This window comes from Paenibacillus sp. fava2, assembly GCF_058313675.1.
The window spans coordinates 4,209,996-4,228,265 of the sequence record NZ_CM177755.1; the positions used below are offsets into that span (position 1 = coordinate 4,209,996).

The following is an 18,270-nucleotide window of genomic DNA, read 5'->3' on the forward strand; positions in this document are numbered from 1 at the left end:
ATGTGTTTTGATCAATAGATTTTTTCGAACAATTGTTCCCCTTGTTTTCCGGCTCTATTCTACCTCTTCTGACAGCATCATCCAAATGTTATTATGAAATAGTTAGAACTTATGTTTGTACGAACGGAAGTTCTATGTTATAATTTTCCCAAACATACTATATGGGGTTGATTCCAATGTCAAAGATTTCGAGTCGTCAGCTGGCGATCCTGGAATTCATACGTAACGAAGTCCGCAGCAAGGGTTATCCTCCGTCTGTCCGGGAAATCGGGGAAGCTGTCGGTCTTGCCTCCAGTTCCACCGTGCATGGTCATCTGGACCGTCTAGAGAAGAAGGGTCTGATCCGCCGTGACCCTACGAAGCCTCGCGCTATAGAACTGCTTGGCCAGGAAGATTCAGAGAATGTACATCAGTTCGTACAGACGGTTACCCGTATTCCTGTTGTTGGTAAAGTCACCGCCGGGGTGCCGATTACCGCTACCGAGAATATTGAGGATTACTTCCCGCTGCCTACCCATTATGTCGGTGACAACAAGGTCTTCATGCTCTCCGTGCTCGGAGACAGCATGGTTGAGGCCGGAATTATGGATGGCGACTATGTTATTGTCCGCCAGCAGCAGACAGCAGATAACGGTGATATCGTTGTAGCAATGACTGAAGAAGACGAAGCTACTGTCAAGACCTTCTATAAAGAACGTGATCATATCCGCCTGCAGCCGGAGAACCCGGCTTACGAACCTCTCCGCTTGAACCGGGTTACCATCCTTGGCAGAGTCATTGGACTTTTCCGTGATATCCATTAATTAATCCTCCCGAGGCTGTTGCGCATCCATTGTGCAGCAGCCTTTTTTCTGTCCTGAAATTCAAGTTCACGGGTCCGGTATTCCGCACATATTCTGATTGCAGAAGGAGTGCTGATGACAATGCCCAATTACCGGATTATTGTTGACCTGTCGCAGCGTATGCTGTATCTGCTGGATAATAACATTGTGACCCGCGGCTTCCCTGTAGGAATCGGTACGATGCTGACAGCTTCACCCGAAGGCGAATATACCATTATTAACAAGCAGCCCAATCCCGGCGGGCCGTTCGGCGTCTTTTGGATGGGCCTGTCCAAACCCCATTACGGCATCCACGGAACCAATAACCCTGCCTCGATCGGCCATATGGTCTCACACGGCTGCATCCGGATGTATAACGAAGATGTTCTTGCTTTGTCACGCATCGTTCCTATCGGCACACGGGTCACCATCAGGGAGTAGGAGACGCAGATTCCGCCTATAATGCAGAAAAGACACCTCCGCGGAGCGGGGTGTCCTTTCTGCATGCTTTATCCTTCTGTACCTGCCATTCTCTACAGTACACTGCGCAACAATCTGATTGCGATACGGTTCAAGCGGAGGGCTTCCCGGATAGACGCCCGCGCTGCCAGCAATTCACGTCTGGCCCGGCTCGGATTCGGCAATCTGCGCAGATTTTCATTAATTTCTTCAAGCCGCTCCAGAAGAATGGCCCGCTGTGCCAGCAGAGCACGAATTGCTCTGCGGATTCTTAACCGATCTCTTTCTGCCATATTAACACCTCTTTTACGTTTTATAGTATAAGAGATGCCGAGATGGCTCTTCCGGCCTGTGTGATCAGGCAGTTGTTATTTTTCGGGTATACGCACACGGAATTCAAAATCTTTGCGTCTGTAAGTCATCCCGCCCAGCTCTATGTATTCCGGTGTCCATTTTTGCAGCGGACCTGCACAGTCAGCAAAGACCGGCGGTTTACCCTCCCGCAGCTGCAATACATATATATCTGCCTCTGCAAGCGCTGCTGCAAATAAATCAGCATCACATAACAGCACCTTGTAAGTCGTGTTCAATCCGCTTCCCCCTTGTAGTCTAATTCATACTTGGTACGGATATCATAAACATTTCCTTTTTTAAATATAACACAATTGGTAATCTATGTATGTGATAATTCCCTTAGACCGGCAAAAGGAAAAGGCATTACCCTTAAGCTCTCCTTTTATCGAAAGCCGCAGATAATGCCTTTCCCTCTCTCTCCTTTTCAGCCCAGAGTATAAAAAAGTACTAAAATTACAATGGTTAACGTTGAAGCAAAAGACAGCCAGGTGAACAGCCGCTCCCAGAATTTATTTTTCATCTGTCTTGTATACCACCAAAATCGTGCTCCGCTGATGCTCCGCGCCGTCACGCGAGGACTTCACTACCGATCCGTAACAGATATTTACGACCTGTTCCTCCGTAAGCCCCTTGAGGAATTCATTCGCCTTATTCTCGGCGTAGAAATTATCCCCGTCTACAAACTCTTTTACCTGTATCATAGTATTCTCCTTTTATGCTTCGCATTCTCGGTTATATTGGAACACATGTATTAGATAGCAGCGAAATGCACATGGCGCATCACCCCTTGACTAACATTTAATGTAAAATATCCCTAAATGAATAGTAAGGCATTCCGCAGCGGTCTGCGAAATGCCTTACTATTTGCCTAGCTTAACACCGGGCATGCGAATGGTCAAATACTTTTTACACAATTATACAACTATTATATGGTTAAGTTTGAGTAATAAGGAACTTTTGAAGCGCAAGCTCGGTCGTGACCGCCTTAGCGGCTGCCTCCAGGGACGGGATCCACAGAATCGAATCCTGCCTTATATAATTAAGCACCGCTTCACTGCTGCGGTCAAAATCAATCAGATGCTTGCTCTCGGCATGCTCTATGCTCTGTCTGGCCAGTTCAACAATCTCCACATAATCAAGCCTCAGCTGTGTCTGAATGCTCGTATCCACGGATTTTAATTTTGCCCAGGCAAAGGCTCCGCCCTCGACAACCTGCTCCGAACCCTTCATATACTCAACGCCTGAATGATTGGTAATAAACCCGACAACCCTCTCTTCAATCGCCTCATAACGTAAAATCATTTCCGGGTCATAGTACATTTAACACTCCCTTCTAACCTAAAATATGCAAGAAAGGCCTTTCTGTCGCTTACGCAGTGAAAGACCCTCAGGATGAGAATTACACAAATAAGTTAACATAACCATAACCCATTTTAGGTTTAATGTATACCTTATTTACTAATTTTTACATAAAAAATGAAATTACTTGCCAGGCATAAGGCCCCTACCTCCATTTACAGGAGAATACCTTACAGGAGAACCTGAAGGGCTGCTTAGCACGTTATCCACAGCCTGCCTGAATGCCAGCTGTTGTCGGAAACGGTTTATTTCAGGTGCTCCTTCAGTACAGTTCCCAGTTCAGACGTATACCGGGTAAGCCGCAGACTAATCTCCGTCCGCATAATGTCACGCGTAAGTCCGAATCGTTCCTGGTAGCCGCGGAAAAAAATTTTATAATACATCAGGAAATCCTCCTGTTCATCAGCCAGCACCTTGATATTGCGCTGCTTGAGCTCTTTTTGCAGCCGGTAGGTGTCCTGCATTACCCGGTTTTGGATATAACGACCAGCCATTAAGTACATCCGGGTAAGCATGTTGCCCGACCGCTCGATCTCCTCAATGCTCTTGCTCACCATAGTATCTATGTAGGGCAGCAGAATAAGGTCACGGACCATCGTGCGTTCCGCATTCGTGAGCATGGTTCTGCTGTCATTTTCACCCTTACCCTGCTCTTCGTACTGGTCGACATGCTCACTCATCAGCATTTTGGTCTTCCATCGCTCATTTCCGTCTAACTTGCTCATTTATAATGACCCCCAATCTGTTCGGCCCGTTCCAGAGCAACCCCGGACTCAAGCAGGGAGGATGCCCGAATGAGTGCCCGGCTGCCGTATCTGGTTTTGATCTGGTCAATAGCCCGCTCTTTGTTGTAGGTACGGATACGGTCATCAAACAGGGTGAGCTGCATGACACTGTCATCGGTCAGCCGGGAGATGGATATGGCCAGACGGCTTAGGGGCATCCCGGTCCAGTGGTCCACAAACAGGCGGTAGGCTGCCGCTGCCACTTCATGAGTCAGGAACGACGGCTCAGGGAGCGTCATCTGCCGGCTGTACGAATGTGAGGTATTGCCGTCCGTCTCCGACACCGCGATGGATACCACTGAGCCCATATACCGGTACCGCCGCGCCCGCTGGCAGACCTCAATTACAAGCTCCAGCAGCACCACCTCGATGTCAGCCAGCCTCGTATACAGATTCCAGCGCAGCGCCTTGCCGTGGCCCACGGATTTGATCTGGTGCCGGATTCCCGTGACGACCGGACTGGGGTCAATACCGCGGGCCGTCTGCCAGTAATACTCCGCCTGGATATCACTCTGCTTGCCCATTGTCATCCGCATTCTCCGCTTGAACTCACCCAGCTCCATCCGGGCAATATCGCCAATGGTAGTTATGCCCATCCGGAAAAAGTTTTTGGTCATCCGTCCGCCTACCATAAACATATCATGGACCGGCAGCGGCCAGAGCACCTCATCCAGATTGTCGTAGCCGAGCCGGAAAATACCGTCCGTCTGCTTCTTCGCCAGATTGTTGGCCATTTTGGCCAGAATCTTGGTTGGTCCGACCCCCACCCGGGTCCAGACCCCGGTAGACAGCTTTACATGCTGCTGTATCGCAGAAATAACCCTCTGTAATTCCCCTCCGAAAAATCTCAGCGAGCCCGTCACATCTAAGAACTGCTCATCGATACTGAACGGCTCGACCATATCCGTGTACCCCTGGTAAATCTGCGAAATCAGCAGGGAAACCGTAATATACGTCCGCATCCGCGGCCGGATCACCACGAGTTCCGGGCATTTGGTCAGCGCTTCGCCTACACGGGAGGCCGTGGTGACACCCTGGGCTTTGGCAAGGGGACAGGCAGCCAGTACAATCCCGTTCATCCGTTATCAATACTATTTTGAAAAAAATGATTGAAAACGTTGGACTTTATCATTGTTGATATATCGATGTAGATATATGATTGTTTTTGTAGGATTTATCTTACTTATGTTGAATGTATTCTATCGTGATTAATACTACTATTGATTAAATTCCTGCAATTCAAAGAAATATGTTATTAGGAGAGTGAAATGTGTTGACCTCGCTGCGAAACTTTATTGTATTGCTAATTGTTGTTTTAAGTGTTTTTTTGTATTTATATTTGTATCCATCCAATGAGCAACCCATCGATATCCTAAAAACATTGATTAGCACTATTTTGGGAGGACTGGTATCTGTATTTGTTACCTTTAAGGTCAATACTTACAATACACAACAAAAATCAGCTTTAGAGAAGAAAAAAGATATTTACATTCCAATTGAAGAAGAACTTAAGGCAGTGTTGAAACAAAATGAAAAAGTGACTTACTGGAGTAGTTTAAATACTACATTTGATTTTCCTAAAATAGATCATTTATTAGAACGTTCATATGTATTTCTGCCCAAAAAATTAAAAAAGAGTCTTCTTGAAGTGAAGGAATTGATGGATGAATTAAAAAGTATAAATCATTACACTATAGCAGAGAATATTATCCTCAAAAATTTCGAAAAAGCACTAAAAGATTGCTATGGTGAAAAGGGGTTTGTAACCTATGAAACACCTGATGGTATACCGGACTATGATTTCCTAATCCATATAAAATTCTTAGACATGTGCTTAACCCGGAAAATATAGATAAGATGGTTGCAAGTGATTTTGATACTATTGAAATGTACGATAGTATCTTACGGGGATATAATGAACCCCTCATAATTGAGTTGCCTGAACTCTATGAGAATAGAAGTATTAGTGAAGGTGAATTCATTGCTGAGTACTATAGCTTTGAAGAACAACTGTATGAGCATGAACAAATTAAATTCAAACGTGAAATTTACGAGGAGATTATTCAGAACATAAAAACGGCCTTATTAGAGCTCAAAGTCATTTTTACTTATATAAATAATAAATATGAACGGGATAAATATTGATTTTGATTTTACAATAACATATTCATAAGTTGTAAAAGCAAAAAGCAAGCCTTTATTTCCAATAGGCTTGCTTTTTGCTTTTACATTTCTTTAAGTGGGAGCTATCATATTGTACTTCTTTGAAATTTCATACTCTTTGGTCGATAGTGTCAGACAATTCCAATCGTTAGATTTATGGAGTTTCGGAGTTGGAAATTAAGGAGATCGATTTTAGTTAATGATATTAAACGTTTCATTATATAAATAATCATCTATTTTACTAAACTTTAAATTATCATATCGAATCATTTTTCCCAGATAAGATAGAAGAGGAGTATCAAATATTGTACAAAATGACATATCATGTCCTCTAGCTAATGCATTCGGGTCAACAAGATGGTTGTATTCGGCAAAATTAATTGGGCTTGTTAATGGAAGTGCTTCAGCAAAATTACTAAATAATCTGCCACGGTTATCTTTCATTGGTACAGCCAAATTAATACAATAGGGATAATTACTTGAATCATTTTTTACTTGCTTTGAGATGTAGGCCACACCTTCAATATTAAAATCCGCTAAACATTGCATAACTAATTGGGAAATAATGTACTCACTCCGGAAACTTCGATTTGATTCATTCACCTTAAATGAAGTAGCAATGACTAATGGGAATAATTGAATCATACTTAAAACCGGATCTATATAGTCATCGTTACTGGACATACCGTTGAGTAACATCTGAGGAATAGCTAGATTTAATACTCTCATACCTTTAGGTAAATCATATGCAGATACATTAAATTCACTATCTGAAGGCTTCCCTAGTTCCAGCCAACAAACGTAAGATGTTAAACCAAAATACATGCAAGGTACCCCAGCAATACTAAAACGTTGAGTTGAGACAATTCCTCTTTTATCGAAGGGAATGTGCAAAAAATCACTTTTCTCAAAATTCCCAACACCTAGTCGCGCTTTAAACATTCGTATTGGTTGATATGACATTGGATGCGGTATTGCCCCTGGTGTCAGATTGGTCGAACGGCTTAAGCCTCGAAAAGCAGTGGAATCGTCTAACTGCGCTACTATAAAAGGATCGTTAACATAATGATTTAATATTTCGTAAATACAGCTTTTCGCACTTGAAATGTTTGCATTTAGATAATGACTAACGGCTTCTACAATTTTCTCATTATTTCTAATAGTTTGTTGATATATCTCATTAGTTATGTGCCTGCAACCGTGGATTGCATTTAAAAAATCATTTAACACCTGTTGAAGTATTTCAACATACTGATAATCATTTTGAATAACAATTGGTAAAACAAATTCGTTCAATTCAATGTTCTTCATTCTGCACCTCTTCTATATATGGGTTTCTTTTCCTTATATTAACTCAAAATTAGTTCTTATCTCAACTCAATTAAAACAATATGCTCTTTCCAATAATTTTTGATTAATTTGACTAGCTCCCTCTAATGTTAGTTATTATTAATTTTTTTCTTTTGTTCTTTTTCCTTTGTACTAAAAAATCCTCTACACACACGGTCAATTCCATAAATTACCCTTGAATAGGGAATGTATGTTTGGTATATAATATAAACAGAATATATGTTCGTGTTTTATCTGCGATAGCAATGATCATAAATACTAAAAGCCGGTGATACGCATGTCTAAAGTTATTTTTTTGGTGGATGGGCAGTCTTTTTATGCCTCCGTTGAAAAAGCAGCACATCCAGAATATCAAAACAAACCTGTGGCCGTTGGCGATCCCGTCCGCAGATCGGGGATAATTTTGGCCGCCTGTCCACTTGCCAAAGCCAAAGGTGTGACAACCGCGTCTCGTGTAGGAGAGGCCTTGACTCTCTGCCCTGATCTCGTGGTCATTCGCCCCAGAATGGGGCGGTATATCACGATATCCCTATTAATTACCAAGATTTTTGAATCAATAACTGATCAAGTTGAGCCTTACAGCATCGATGAACAATTTCTGGATGTAACGGGCTCTACTGCGCTCTTTGGATCCGAAGATGAAATTGCACATTTAATACAGTCACGAGTGAAATTATCTACTGGCGTATGGTCCAGGGTCGGGATTGGACCCACAAAAATCCTAGCCAAAATGGCAACCGATAATTTTGCAAAAAAAAGAGATGACGGTGTATTTAAGCTGGGATTTGAGAACATGGAAAGGGATTTATGGCCTCTACCCGTTCACCAGATGTTTATGGTGGGTTCTCGAATGACGATGCATTTTCTCCGGATGGGTCTGCCGACCATAGGTGATATCGCCCGCTTGGGGTTAGGCGAATTTAAGCAACGAATGCGCAGAGAATTTCGAAAGCAATCCGATATTCAGTCGGAATACTACTGGCAAATCGCGAACGGAAAGGATGCCAGTCCCGTAGTCTCCTCCATTCGAGGTGCACTTAAATCAATAAGCCATGGAAAGACCTTGAGGAGTAGTTTGTATGGACGTTTGGAAGATATTGAGGTTGTCTTACTTGAATTGGTTGTAGAGGTTTGCCGACGAGCACGCAGACATGGTTATCAAGGCCAGGTAGTGTCAGTGGGCGCTGTAGAAACGGATGGAGTAAAAGCCTCGTCGTTTGGCCGTCAGATAACGTTGCAGCAGCCTACGTCCTTGACCCATGAAGTTGCTCAGGTGGCGCGAAGACTTTTTATTGAGCACTGGAAAGGGTTTCCGGTAAGTCACCTACATATTTCGTTAACGCAACTCTCGGACGACAGTGTGTATCAGTTGACCCTGTTTGAAGACAGAAACGCTGCCTATGCGATTGAGCGGGCCACGGACCATATTAAAGAACGATACGGCAGCGATGCCATCATGCGGGCCTCTTCTTTGCTGGAAGCCGGCGTAGCGCGGGAGCGAGCAGATCAAATTGGGGGGCATTTCAAATGAGCAAACTCGACGGGAACGAGAGATGGAAATCAAAAATGCTTTTAACGGAACATCAGGAACAATATGATAAACGAAATATAATTTCACAGACCAGCCGGATAACGACAGAAGAACTCACCATGATTCGGGATGCTATTATGTTCCCTTACATGCTGACCATGTGCGACAAAAGTTTACAGGACCTTAAAAACTCAACACATTTGTTTAAGCAACTTTTCGGACAAATCATTCAAATCATAATGAATTACATCACGAAAGATTTATCTAAGGTCAATCGAGAATTAAGACAACGAAATATAAAGATTTTCAGCGATGAGACCCATGACGGAATTATTTATCATCGTTATGTTTGTCGTGGTTACGAAGACCAGTTTGGAATTGTCAGAGAAGTACTGCGATCAGAGATCAGCGTCCGATTTACAAAATACGCATCGCGTATTTTTTCGCAGTTAAAAAGCGAGTAGTCTACCTAACTGACCATTGCATCGATCCTCGTAGACGATTTCATTCGTTAGCCTATATGGATTATCCCAGAGAAAAGCAACTCCGAAAAATGGAAGACATTATTCTGCCACGAAACCGTTGCCTTTTTTGTTTCCTATTTCAAAACCAATATTGTTAAGCGTATCCCAATTCTATAAAAAATCAGAACAAACGCTCCTAAAAGATATTGAAATATGGACAGGAAAATGCTTATAATGGATATAGTTAGCACTCAAGGAACAAAAGTGCTAACAAAGATGGAAAAGGGAGGAAACTTATGGGGAGTTAATTCTACTGGATCTACCATATCGAATGTCGCCAAGTCTGCAACCAAATCTGAAAAGGAAGGTTTGAGTTGTGATTTGGGATCACAACTCAAAATATATATAGCTCCAAAACTATATTATATAAGATACGTTGCTATCGATGTATACCCTTCTATTTCAAAAAAAATATAAGAAGGATGATTCTATGAACTCTCAATTGCATTTAAATGTATCATTGCTCTTGGATGAAATTGCGTCCAGGTTGGACCTTTCACCTTCCAAATACAAACAAGCTGTTGAACGGTATACGGCTGTTTGCAGTTGGATTGCTGACGGCCAGGTTGATAGCATCGAAGAACTCCACTTTTATCCCCAAGGATCCTTCAGATATGGGACGGTAATTCGACCGATTCGTGGTGGAAAGGATTCAGAATATGATATTGATTTAGTGTGTGAAGCTCTGATACAAAAATCAGACACTACACCTCAAGAAATAAAACAAGCTATAGGACAAAAAATAAAAGAAAATCAAAAGTATCGTAAAATGCTCGATGAAGAGGGAAGACGATGCTGGACTCTACTTTACGCAGAGGATGACGATGTCGGATTCCATTTAGATGTTCTCCCTGCTGTAGCGGAAGAGTTCTCAGCAACTACTCCTACCGTCTATCCAGATTATCACCAAACTGCAATTGCGATCACCCACAAAAATGAAGATCAGACATATAAATGGTGTTCGAGTAATCCTAAGGGATATGCAGAATGGTTTAGTGAAAAAAATAAAACTGCGTTCGAGCAAGTAAAATCAGCCCAACAACGTAGTATCTTCGAAAACAATCAGGACATTTATGCACGTATTGAAGACGTTCCTGATGCCCTCATTAAGACCCCCTTGCAACGAGCTATTCAAATCCTGAAACGGCATCGCGATGTTCGTTTTATTAACCACAAGTTTCCTTACGATAAGCCCATCTCCATGATTATTACCACTCTTGCCGCTCAACTTTATAACGGAGAAAGCAACGTCTATGCTGCGCTTTCAAATATCGTAGAGCGATTAGATGCGCTTGGCGGCTTCCTGCAGCCTGGCTATAAGCAAAACACTTCTCTTTTTCAACAAGACCTCATCCGACGAAACGGTGATGGAACCTGGTCGATTTTAAACCCTGTGAATCCAGAAGAAAACTTTGCAGATCGTTGGCATGAAAATGATCACCGTAAAGCAAAAATCTTCTTCGAGTGGACGCAATGGGTCAAGAAAGATCTCATTCAAATTACAGGAACAAACGATATTGGAAAAGTTGTTAAGTCCTTCGAATCCACGCTTGGACAAATTTCCAAGACAGCTGCAAAATCCTTGGGATTTGCCACGGCACCCGCATCTATTGTTGTTCCAACGATTCAATTGTCCGCCCCGAACCGGCCATGGGGTTCTTTATAATGGACAGTACTCTTGTATGGGAACATTTTTATGAGCTGTCTGATGCTTTTCCGGATCTCATACTTATCCCTGAAGAAAATAAGTACTTTATTCGAGGGAATATACACTTTCGCGCCCAATACTCGACTCACGAATCCATTGAAGATGTATTTCATATCGAAATCGAGATACCCAGTACCTACCCTTCCGTACCTCCCTTTGCAAGAGATCTAGGGGAACGGATTCCCCGTTCGTTTCACTCGTTTGTAGACGGAAGTTTTTGTCTCGGAGCACCACTTGCAGTGAAGATGACATTTGCAGACAATCCCACTTTATTGGGATTTGTCAACTCGCTTTTAATCCCTTATTTATATACATTTTCCTTTAAAACGACCCATCACGGGAAGTTGCCGTACGGCGAACTCTCACATGGTGGAAGTGGTCTTATGAATTATTACATGGGCTTATTCGAAACCCGACGACCGTCAGCCATCTTAAGATTCTTAGCCATCTTAGCTTATAAATATCGGGGACATACTCAATGCCCTTGCGGAAGCGGTAATAAATTACGTAAATGTCACGGCCCTTTCCTCTTAGAACTCCAAAAGTACCAAACACCAGAAGAATTTTATTATGATCTCATTTCTTGTGATGAATTTTACAAAACCTATCTTAAGGAGCGAAAATCAAATGTCTAAAACCAAAGTCCCTCCACATATCATTCATATGCTTTGGGGAAAAGCTGCAGGCCGGTGCCAATACAGAGGATGTAATACCCCCTTGCATATCGATCTCACGACGAAAAAACTCATGAATCGTTCTTACGTTGCTCATATCATTGCTGATAGTCCAAATGGACCGAGAGGGCATGAAGAACTTTCGCATAAATTAGCAAAAGAGATTAGTAATTTAATGTTACTTTGTGACGGGCATCATCGTTTAATTGACGTAACGGACGTCGCTAGTCATGCAACTTCAATGCTTCAAGAAATGAAAAGAGAACATGAAGACCGTATTGAACTTGCCACAAGCGTACAAAAAGAAAGACACAGTCTTGTGGTACTATACGGTTCTAACATCGGAGAGCAGAATTGCCCAATCTCCTATGAGCAAGTAGTTCCTGCACTTTTTCCTGAGCGCTACCCAGCTGAGCCAAGAGCCTTCGAATTAAGTTGGAAAAACAGTTCATTCTATGATCACGAGGAAGTGTTTTGGGAAATGGAACATGAACATCTAAAAAGACAAGTGAAAAATCACCTCAAACCGCTTCTTACTTCTGATAAATATAAACATTCCTCTCTTTTTGCAATTGCTCCTCAGCCACTACTGACCTTTTTAGGAACGCAGTTGTCTGATTTGCCTGCTATGGAGGTTTATCAACTCCAAAGAGAACCCGAACAAAAATGGGGCTGGGGTATTGATGAAAGTTCCTCTGAATTCGTTGTTCATGCTCCTGAAAAAATCCTTCCTACTGTTGCTTTAAATTTGTCCTTGAGCGCTTCAATTTCCCCTACCCGAATAACGGATATTTTGGGAGCAGAAACATCAATTTGGACTGTAACAATAGCTACACCTAACAATGACTTCTTGAAAACTAGAGAACAACTCATGCGGTTCCGACAAACAATAAGAGGATTATTTGATCAAATAAAACTGACTCATGGTCAAGATAATTGCATCCACGTTTTCCCTGCGACAGCCATCTCCACAGCTATAGAATTGGGACGAGTATGGATGCCAAAAGCAGATCTTCCCCTTGTCATGTATGATCAAAGCCCAGTAACGAATAGGTTTATTAGGGCCTTTGAAATAAAAAGAGAAGTAGAATTGGTACCTTAGTTAAATCCTTCTTTAAGGCTTATCCTTCCGATCGGAACTTATGATATAGAACGTTCCGATCAGAGAATCCTTCAAATTGTCTATGTTGTTTTGAAACTCAAGTATTTAAATATTAAGAAAATCGCTTTGCATGATGACCCGTTGAAAATATACGCGAAATATGAAATTAATTCTTACACTTTAATAATCATATAAATATTGCTCATCCCATGAATTCATATTATCTAGATTGCAAACTCTTTGTCCTCTAGATCTAAATTTCTCAATATCGTCATAATAATAATCCTTGTGGTCTATATTAAAATGATCTGAAGAAAAACGGGCTTCAACAAATTTAATATCCCAATTAATATAGATGTTATTTATATCAGAAATTTTGTTTAGATACATCGTAAAATCTTTTGGCTTTAATATTTTTTCGCCATCAGCACCGTAGTCAACTAAATAATCTATATAAACGCGTAAATTTGAAGTTTTACTATCGAAGTAGAATGCTCTTGGTCTGAGAAATTGAAGTCTGGGCACAGGTAAGATTAAATCCCCGATCACTATTTTCTCATTTTTTGCTCCCATTCTTGGTAACTCAATTTTCTCAATCTCTCCAATAATATATTCTACATTTTCTAACAATGTAAAGGAAAATGAGCTTCGTGCGCATAGATATAAACAATAAGTTTTATAAAAACCTATCCACATAAATGGTTTGCTTGACTCAATAATCTTCCATCCAAATTTTTTTGATGATTCTGGAAAGAAGGTGTGTATCAAGCTGTAACAATGAGGTTTATTTAGTCTGTTCTCAATTTCGATACCATCCCAATACCTAATATCAATATCACGTTTTTTATTGAAGTCTTCAATTCTTTTCAAGGCTGAAGAACTAAGTTGTGTGGAAACTGCAAGTAGTATGCCTGTAGCACCTACAGATGTACAAGCATCCCTTAGAGACGAAAAATCATTAGCGCCTTGTCCAATAGTTTTTCCAGTAGGAGAATGTTTACATGAGACAATCCACTTTTTTTCAAAGGTGCTTAGATGACCTTTAGCACGTTCTAAAAAAATAAGATCTCTACCCCCATCATTTCCAACGCCTGTCCAATGTACTTCAAAACCTTCCCTAACTAAAATTTCTCTTATCAATTGTTCAAATAAAATTCCATCTTTCGGTAATTCAGAAAAATCTAACATAGCCATCCTCCGAACAACTAAAAATATTATTCATAGGTTATTAATGATTCCCATTATTATCACTCAGTAATAATTTTGCATCAACCATTAATCAATACTAGCTGCTATTACTTTAAACGAGGTCAACGCTACCACGGACCGGCATCCTCATAGGCTTTAATTATGAAATTTATATATTATTATTTATTCCCAGAATCTATAAGAGTACTAAAACATTTACCACGCTAAACTGCCCGTTAGCTTAATCAAGCGGCGCTAGTCTAACACTTTATTTTCTTCGGACAACTATAGCAATATATTAAGAATCAATCGATTATTATCATATTATGCCATCAGGTGAGCGAAGCAGAAAACAATGATACGATAATAATAACAGAGGAACTTTTTGGAAAACAAGTCTCAACATAAGGTACAACATTGGGTCCCTCAGTGTTACCTTCTTCATTGGTGTGATCCCACGTTTGGCTATTCTCTAACGACTGGAGTCTAAAAAAAACGGAAGGCAACTGAAAATATATTTGTAGAAATCGATTATATACCATTAACTCCCCTAATGGCAGGTGTAATTGCCGTTGAATTTGGAAGTATTATATTAATATTTTTCTAACCTCTTAAGTCACGTTCTCTCGTCTAGCAACCTTATACTGGAAATGATACACTGATTTCATCATGTTAATAGGAGGATCGACATGGAGCCATTCATCCTAAAAAGTATTGGAAAAATGTTTTGGGCTTACGCCTTTCCCAGAATTAAAAACAACAAAATCATACGTGACATTCAACGAAAAATGTCCAAAGACAATTATTCTGTACAAGTTAAAAATATGTTTAAAGCTGCAATTGCCGACTCTAAAGCGGTATTCGACATTTCTGATGATTTAATAAATGAATTGTTAGAAGACAAAACAAACCGTGATGAGATCTTTCGCTGGATTATCGAAGGTGTATCCATGAAAGACTTTGAATCATCAAAGTTAAACCTACTTCCGTATGTAGAGAGATACCCTCAATACCAGGACTACCTTGAAGCATTTTTTGTAACAATCCTGGATAAAATACATGACTTTCAAGAAAATCACTGGAATCCTGAATTCCTGCAAATCTTATCACATATTCGTTCCATGAACCTTGAACTAAAAAAAGAAATAAAACAAGGTTTTGACAGGATGGAGACTGCTCAAGGGCAGTTCACTCAGACACTGAATGAACAAACTACTCTACTGAATAATTTATTTGAGCCCGTTTCTTTTACCGATTTAAATGAACTCATAATCGCAGGTGATGTAATAACTGCGCGAGAAAGAGCGTTTGAACGACTTCGCAGTAAGAAGTCACACACTAATGATGAATTGATGGAATTGAATGCTGTCATTGGTTCCAGCTTTATTATGAATGGACAAGAAAAAGAATCCATCTTCTACTTGCAAACCGCAGTAAACTATTGTACAGATGAACCAAGGAAGTACCGTATGCTTTCATTAATCAATCTTTTTCAAGAACGTTTTGAAGACGCCTTAACATACGTAAATCAAGCTATTAAAAAAGAAGGCTACACTCCAAGTAATATAGAAAAATTAGTCGATATCTATAGAAGACAAGGTCAGCATCATTTAGCAATAGAACTTTTAACTGAATATGATGTATTTGAATTAAATGAGCTTCGTGCATACACACTGATGGGGAACCATCAATTTGATGCAACGCTAGCATTAGCTCAAAAGATGTTAAAAACAGAGCCAGAAAGCTTCACATGGCAGCTTATTGAACTTGAGGCTACGGTTTTAGACCTCCAAGATCAGGGGTCCACAGGAATCGTTATAGATGTAGAAGAAAAATATCAATTCATTATGCCGATCATAAAAAAGTTAGAAAGCCAGAAGAAACAAAGCGAGCGAATTAATAAGCGACTGAGTGAAATGAAGGCCGCTATTTCATTGTGGAGTAAACGTTATACAGAAGCGAAGCTTACGTTTGAGTGGTTATACAATCACGAGTATGAGAACAAGGATTTTTATTTTAAGAACTTCCTCTATTGTTGCTTATGCGATAGTGATTGGAATAAATGTACTCAGTTGCTTCTGGACCGAATTAATGCGGGGAAAATCAATATTGAGGATATCGTTATGTTGGCTACTGTTTACACAGAGTCTGGTGACCCACAACGAGCGATAGAATTACTTGAAGAACATATCGAGCTTGTAGAAATGGACGATCTATTTTCGATAAAATTCTATTTCGTTTATTTCGAAAGCTTGGCAAATTTATTAAACTACTCCGAGATTCAAAATTCAATCGATACTCTGGAGGCCAAACAATATACTCCAGTTGGGATTGATGCCCTAAAAGCTTATAAAGCCACAATTCTTCACGATTGGGGAAATGCCATACTGCACTGGGAGTCATGTAAGGACAGCTTGCCCGAAGAACTGTTTGTAGAGGCTGCAATGAGTTTGTCAGAAGCATATATCAACAGAGGAGAAAAAAATGATTATGAAAAATTGATAGAATTAATCGAGAAAATCCCTCTTTGGCGTCAACATGAGTCGATGGTTAATCGGTATGCTAGAGGCCTGTATGAACTAGGCGAATACGATAAGGTCATACAATTTGGAAAGGAATTCCCATCTCCTAGTGTTGTCCTACAGGAAATTATTAGTACTATATATTTCAATTTCGAATGGTACGAAACAGCGAAAGATAATTATAAAGCCTTATATCAAAAAACACACAACATCACCTTTTTATCTAGATATGCGAGTTGTTTGCTCCGCTTAGGCTCAATCACGGAGTGTTTCAACGTTCTTGATTCCATGGAGCAAAGAATAAATGAACAACCTACAACAGAACGTTTTCAATTACTAAGCTTGAGTTATTTGGAAGCTGAGGCTTACCACAAGTCATTAGAATATGCATATAAGATGTTTGAACTTGGGAAGCAAGATCCCCAAGTTTGGCGTTCTTATTTTTCCTTTTTCCTTAGCATCACACAACAAATAAATGATCCCTTACCAGAATGGATTAAAGCATATCATTTCATCTTTGATAATTTCAGTGTGACTTTCCCAACAGAAGAACCTCCTTATCAAGCCATTACAGCTCTTAATGATGATAAAACTCTTTCTGAGCAACTTATTGAAATGCTGAAAAACCATCAGGAGTCCCATCTTCAATACGTGCAAATTGTGAAAGAAAATCAATTTCCACCAAGTTTCTTGGCTTCCTTCCTTGAAAAAGGTCCCTACGAAACTTGGATGTATTATTTTTCGTCAGATATGGAATTCTGGGTGTATCAAGGTCCTGATCTTCAAGATATAGAGTATGGAGTAAGTGTATCAAAAAACTCCAAGGGTGTTTTATGCGACACGTATACCTTATTGACTATAAAGCAGCTTGGCCATCTTGATGAATTAGCTGGAATGTATAATCTCTATATTCATCAAAATAATTACAATGAACTTTTCAACGAATACTCACATAAAAAAACCATAAGTACACGCGGTCTATCTACTCTCACCTACATCGATGGACAAGTCATTCCTTGGAAGAATAGCGCTGAAGAGATGCAAGAATACCTTAAAAAGCACGAAGAATTCATACTTTGGATTAATAATAATTGTACTAAAATAGGGAATCGAATTACGAATAGTGAATCAGATGATCCAATAAGTTTTCTTCTTCAGCCCTTAGAAGCATGTAGAGATGAGCATTTGAACTTGATGGCGGACAGCTACCATGTTCGCGGAGCTGCAAAGGAACTCTTTGAAATTGAATCGTTTAGCACCGTGGAATGGATAATCAATTTGGTTTTCAGCAAAAAAATTAGTGTGGGACAGTATTTTGAGGATATTGGCGATTTACTTTGCATGGGGTATACATTACTTCCTATTAATGAATTTATAATTCTTCATCATTTACAAAAAAGTCAGTATGAATTGGACGATAAAATCCATCAGTTATTCAATTATTTAAAGAAAGATTCCTTAGATCATGAGTATGTACTGGGGGTTTGCGGGAAGATTCTACAATGGATTTGGTTAGATGATGTGACCTCACTTCAGCAACAAACGATTACGGATGCCCTGTGTACTGTTGCTACCTACAATAAAAACAAACAGGAAGTAATTCAACAGCTATTGGCCATTACGGAATCCCTCTTCTCAACATTAAATCATGATCAGTTCGAAGGAATGAAAGTAACAATCCAATCTTGGTTGCAGGGACAGCAGATTACCTAGCCCAATATCTATAAGAG

Annotated in this window: 18 protein-coding genes; 10 read left to right on the forward strand and 8 right to left on the reverse strand. The window is 40.3% G+C overall.

Features of this window, described 5'->3' with window-relative positions; all coding sequences use genetic code 11:
• The first annotated feature begins 176 nt into the window (after positions 1-176).
• Both lexA and AC4G46_RS18240 read left to right on the forward strand, forming a co-directional pair.
• Entirely contained in the window at positions 177-803 is a 627-nt protein-coding gene (gene lexA / locus AC4G46_RS18235; protein ID WP_039873792.1) for a transcriptional repressor LexA, read from the forward strand.
• 120 nt (positions 804-923) lie between these two features.
• Positions 924-1,262, forward strand: coding sequence for a L,D-transpeptidase (locus AC4G46_RS18240; RefSeq protein ID WP_491128922.1), 339 nt, complete (start codon positions 924-926; stop codon positions 1,260-1,262).
• Positions 1,263-1,354: 92 nt separating this feature from the next.
• Here AC4G46_RS18240 and AC4G46_RS18245 read toward each other — a convergent pair whose 3' ends face one another.
• The 6 genes from AC4G46_RS18245 to AC4G46_RS18270 all read right to left on the reverse strand — a co-directional run bounded on the left by AC4G46_RS18245 (position 1,355) and on the right by AC4G46_RS18270 (position 4,857).
• Positions 1,355-1,573 carry a hypothetical protein gene (locus AC4G46_RS18245; protein WP_090712150.1) on the reverse strand — a complete coding sequence of 73 codons (219 nt, stop codon included), beginning with the start codon at positions 1,571-1,573 and terminating at the stop codon, positions 1,355-1,357.
• A gap of 75 nt (positions 1,574-1,648) precedes the next feature.
• Positions 1,649-1,870: a hypothetical protein gene (locus AC4G46_RS18250; RefSeq protein ID WP_491123975.1), complete on the reverse strand. Its 222-nt coding sequence runs from the start codon at positions 1,868-1,870 to the stop codon at positions 1,649-1,651.
• 273 nt (positions 1,871-2,143) lie between these two features.
• Positions 2,144-2,335, reverse strand: coding sequence for a sporulation protein Cse60 (locus tag AC4G46_RS18255; RefSeq protein ID WP_068724993.1), 192 nt, complete (start codon positions 2,333-2,335; stop codon positions 2,144-2,146).
• A gap of 232 nt (positions 2,336-2,567) precedes the next feature.
• Entirely contained in the window at positions 2,568-2,954 is a 387-nt protein-coding gene (locus tag AC4G46_RS18260) for a hypothetical protein (protein ID WP_491123976.1), read from the reverse strand.
• Between the two features lie 284 nt (positions 2,955-3,238).
• Positions 3,239-3,718 (reverse strand): YhjD family protein, encoded by a 480-nt coding sequence (locus tag AC4G46_RS18265; RefSeq protein ID WP_068724990.1) that lies wholly within the window; start codon positions 3,716-3,718, stop codon positions 3,239-3,241.
• Entirely contained in the window at positions 3,715-4,857 is a 1,143-nt protein-coding gene (locus AC4G46_RS18270) for a DNA polymerase IV (protein ID WP_491123977.1), read from the reverse strand. The genes AC4G46_RS18265 and AC4G46_RS18270 overlap by 4 nt, the downstream gene beginning before the upstream one ends.
• Positions 4,858-5,048: 191 nt before the next feature.
• Between AC4G46_RS18270 and AC4G46_RS18275 the strand changes: the two genes are divergently transcribed.
• Together AC4G46_RS18275 and AC4G46_RS18280 are read left to right on the forward strand one after the other, a co-directional pair.
• On the forward strand, positions 5,049-5,630 hold the full coding sequence (locus AC4G46_RS18275) for a hypothetical protein (RefSeq protein WP_491123978.1): 582 nt from the start codon (positions 5,049-5,051) through the stop codon (positions 5,628-5,630).
• 5 nt (positions 5,631-5,635) lie between these two features.
• On the forward strand, positions 5,636-5,923 hold the full coding sequence (locus AC4G46_RS18280; RefSeq protein ID WP_491123979.1) for a hypothetical protein: 288 nt from the start codon (positions 5,636-5,638) through the stop codon (positions 5,921-5,923).
• 210 nt (positions 5,924-6,133) lie between these two features.
• Here the strand turns inward: AC4G46_RS18280 and AC4G46_RS18285 are convergent, their stop codons facing one another.
• Positions 6,134-7,252, reverse strand: a complete 1,119-nt coding sequence (locus AC4G46_RS18285; RefSeq protein WP_491123980.1) for a hypothetical protein — start codon at positions 7,250-7,252, stop codon at positions 6,134-6,136.
• Between the two features lie 316 nt (positions 7,253-7,568).
• Here AC4G46_RS18285 and AC4G46_RS18290 point away from each other — a divergent pair, with 316 nt between their 5' ends.
• From AC4G46_RS18290 to AC4G46_RS18310, 5 genes are all read left to right on the forward strand, one after another.
• Entirely contained in the window at positions 7,569-8,822 is a 1,254-nt protein-coding gene (locus tag AC4G46_RS18290; RefSeq protein WP_491123981.1) for a DNA polymerase IV, read from the forward strand.
• Positions 8,819-9,286 (forward strand): YhjD family protein, encoded by a 468-nt coding sequence (locus AC4G46_RS18295; protein ID WP_491123982.1) that lies wholly within the window; start codon positions 8,819-8,821, stop codon positions 9,284-9,286. Before AC4G46_RS18290 ends, AC4G46_RS18295 begins: the two co-directional genes overlap by 4 nt.
• Before the next feature lie 490 nt (positions 9,287-9,776).
• Positions 9,777-11,012, forward strand: a complete 1,236-nt coding sequence (locus AC4G46_RS18300) for a nucleotidyltransferase domain-containing protein (RefSeq protein ID WP_491123983.1) — start codon at positions 9,777-9,779, stop codon at positions 11,010-11,012.
• On the forward strand, positions 11,012-11,689 hold the full coding sequence (locus AC4G46_RS18305) for an SEC-C domain-containing protein (RefSeq protein WP_491123984.1): 678 nt from the start codon (positions 11,012-11,014) through the stop codon (positions 11,687-11,689). Before AC4G46_RS18300 ends, AC4G46_RS18305 begins: the two co-directional genes overlap by 1 nt.
• Positions 11,682-12,830, forward strand: coding sequence for an SAVED domain-containing protein (locus AC4G46_RS18310; RefSeq protein WP_491123985.1), 1,149 nt, complete (start codon positions 11,682-11,684; stop codon positions 12,828-12,830). Before AC4G46_RS18305 ends, AC4G46_RS18310 begins: the two co-directional genes overlap by 8 nt.
• Positions 12,831-13,010: 180 nt before the next feature.
• Here AC4G46_RS18310 and AC4G46_RS18315 read toward each other — a convergent pair whose 3' ends face one another.
• Positions 13,011-14,024: a restriction endonuclease gene (locus tag AC4G46_RS18315; RefSeq protein WP_491123986.1), complete on the reverse strand. Its 1,014-nt coding sequence runs from the start codon at positions 14,022-14,024 to the stop codon at positions 13,011-13,013.
• 683 nt (positions 14,025-14,707) lie between these two features.
• Between AC4G46_RS18315 and AC4G46_RS18320 the strand changes: the two genes are divergently transcribed.
• Positions 14,708-18,253: a tetratricopeptide repeat protein gene (locus tag AC4G46_RS18320; protein WP_491123987.1), complete on the forward strand. Its 3,546-nt coding sequence runs from the start codon at positions 14,708-14,710 to the stop codon at positions 18,251-18,253.
• The last annotated feature ends 17 nt before the right edge of the window (positions 18,254-18,270 follow it).

Excerpts from the sequence above, each read along its gene's own strand:
- lexA (WP_039873792.1), top strand. The coding sequence starts at position 177 with ATGTCAAAGATTTCGAGTCGTCAGCTGGCGATCCTGGAATTCATACGT.
- AC4G46_RS18240 (WP_491128922.1), top strand. The coding sequence starts at position 924 with ATGCCCAATTACCGGATTATTGTTGACCTGTCGCAGCGTATGCTGTAT.
- AC4G46_RS18245 (WP_090712150.1), bottom strand. The coding sequence starts at position 1,573 with ATGGCAGAAAGAGATCGGTTAAGAATCCGCAGAGCAATTCGTGCTCTG.
- AC4G46_RS18255 (WP_068724993.1), bottom strand. The coding sequence starts at position 2,335 with ATGATACAGGTAAAAGAGTTTGTAGACGGGGATAATTTCTACGCCGAG.
- AC4G46_RS18260 (WP_491123976.1), bottom strand. The coding sequence starts at position 2,954 with ATGTACTATGACCCGGAAATGATTTTACGTTATGAGGCGATTGAAGAG.
- AC4G46_RS18265 (WP_068724990.1), bottom strand. The coding sequence starts at position 3,718 with ATGAGCAAGTTAGACGGAAATGAGCGATGGAAGACCAAAATGCTGATG.
- AC4G46_RS18270 (WP_491123977.1), bottom strand. The coding sequence starts at position 4,857 with ATGAACGGGATTGTACTGGCTGCCTGTCCCCTTGCCAAAGCCCAGGGT.
- AC4G46_RS18280 (WP_491123979.1), top strand. The coding sequence starts at position 5,636 with ATGGTTGCAAGTGATTTTGATACTATTGAAATGTACGATAGTATCTTA.
- AC4G46_RS18285 (WP_491123980.1), bottom strand. The coding sequence starts at position 7,252 with ATGAAGAACATTGAATTGAACGAATTTGTTTTACCAATTGTTATTCAA.
- AC4G46_RS18290 (WP_491123981.1), top strand. The coding sequence starts at position 7,569 with ATGTCTAAAGTTATTTTTTTGGTGGATGGGCAGTCTTTTTATGCCTCC.
- AC4G46_RS18295 (WP_491123982.1), top strand. The coding sequence starts at position 8,819 with ATGAGCAAACTCGACGGGAACGAGAGATGGAAATCAAAAATGCTTTTA.
- AC4G46_RS18300 (WP_491123983.1), top strand. The coding sequence starts at position 9,777 with ATGAACTCTCAATTGCATTTAAATGTATCATTGCTCTTGGATGAAATT.
- AC4G46_RS18305 (WP_491123984.1), top strand. The coding sequence starts at position 11,012 with ATGGACAGTACTCTTGTATGGGAACATTTTTATGAGCTGTCTGATGCT.
- AC4G46_RS18310 (WP_491123985.1), top strand. The coding sequence starts at position 11,682 with ATGTCTAAAACCAAAGTCCCTCCACATATCATTCATATGCTTTGGGGA.
- AC4G46_RS18315 (WP_491123986.1), bottom strand. The coding sequence starts at position 14,024 with ATGGCTATGTTAGATTTTTCTGAATTACCGAAAGATGGAATTTTATTT.
- AC4G46_RS18320 (WP_491123987.1), top strand. The coding sequence starts at position 14,708 with ATGGAGCCATTCATCCTAAAAAGTATTGGAAAAATGTTTTGGGCTTAC.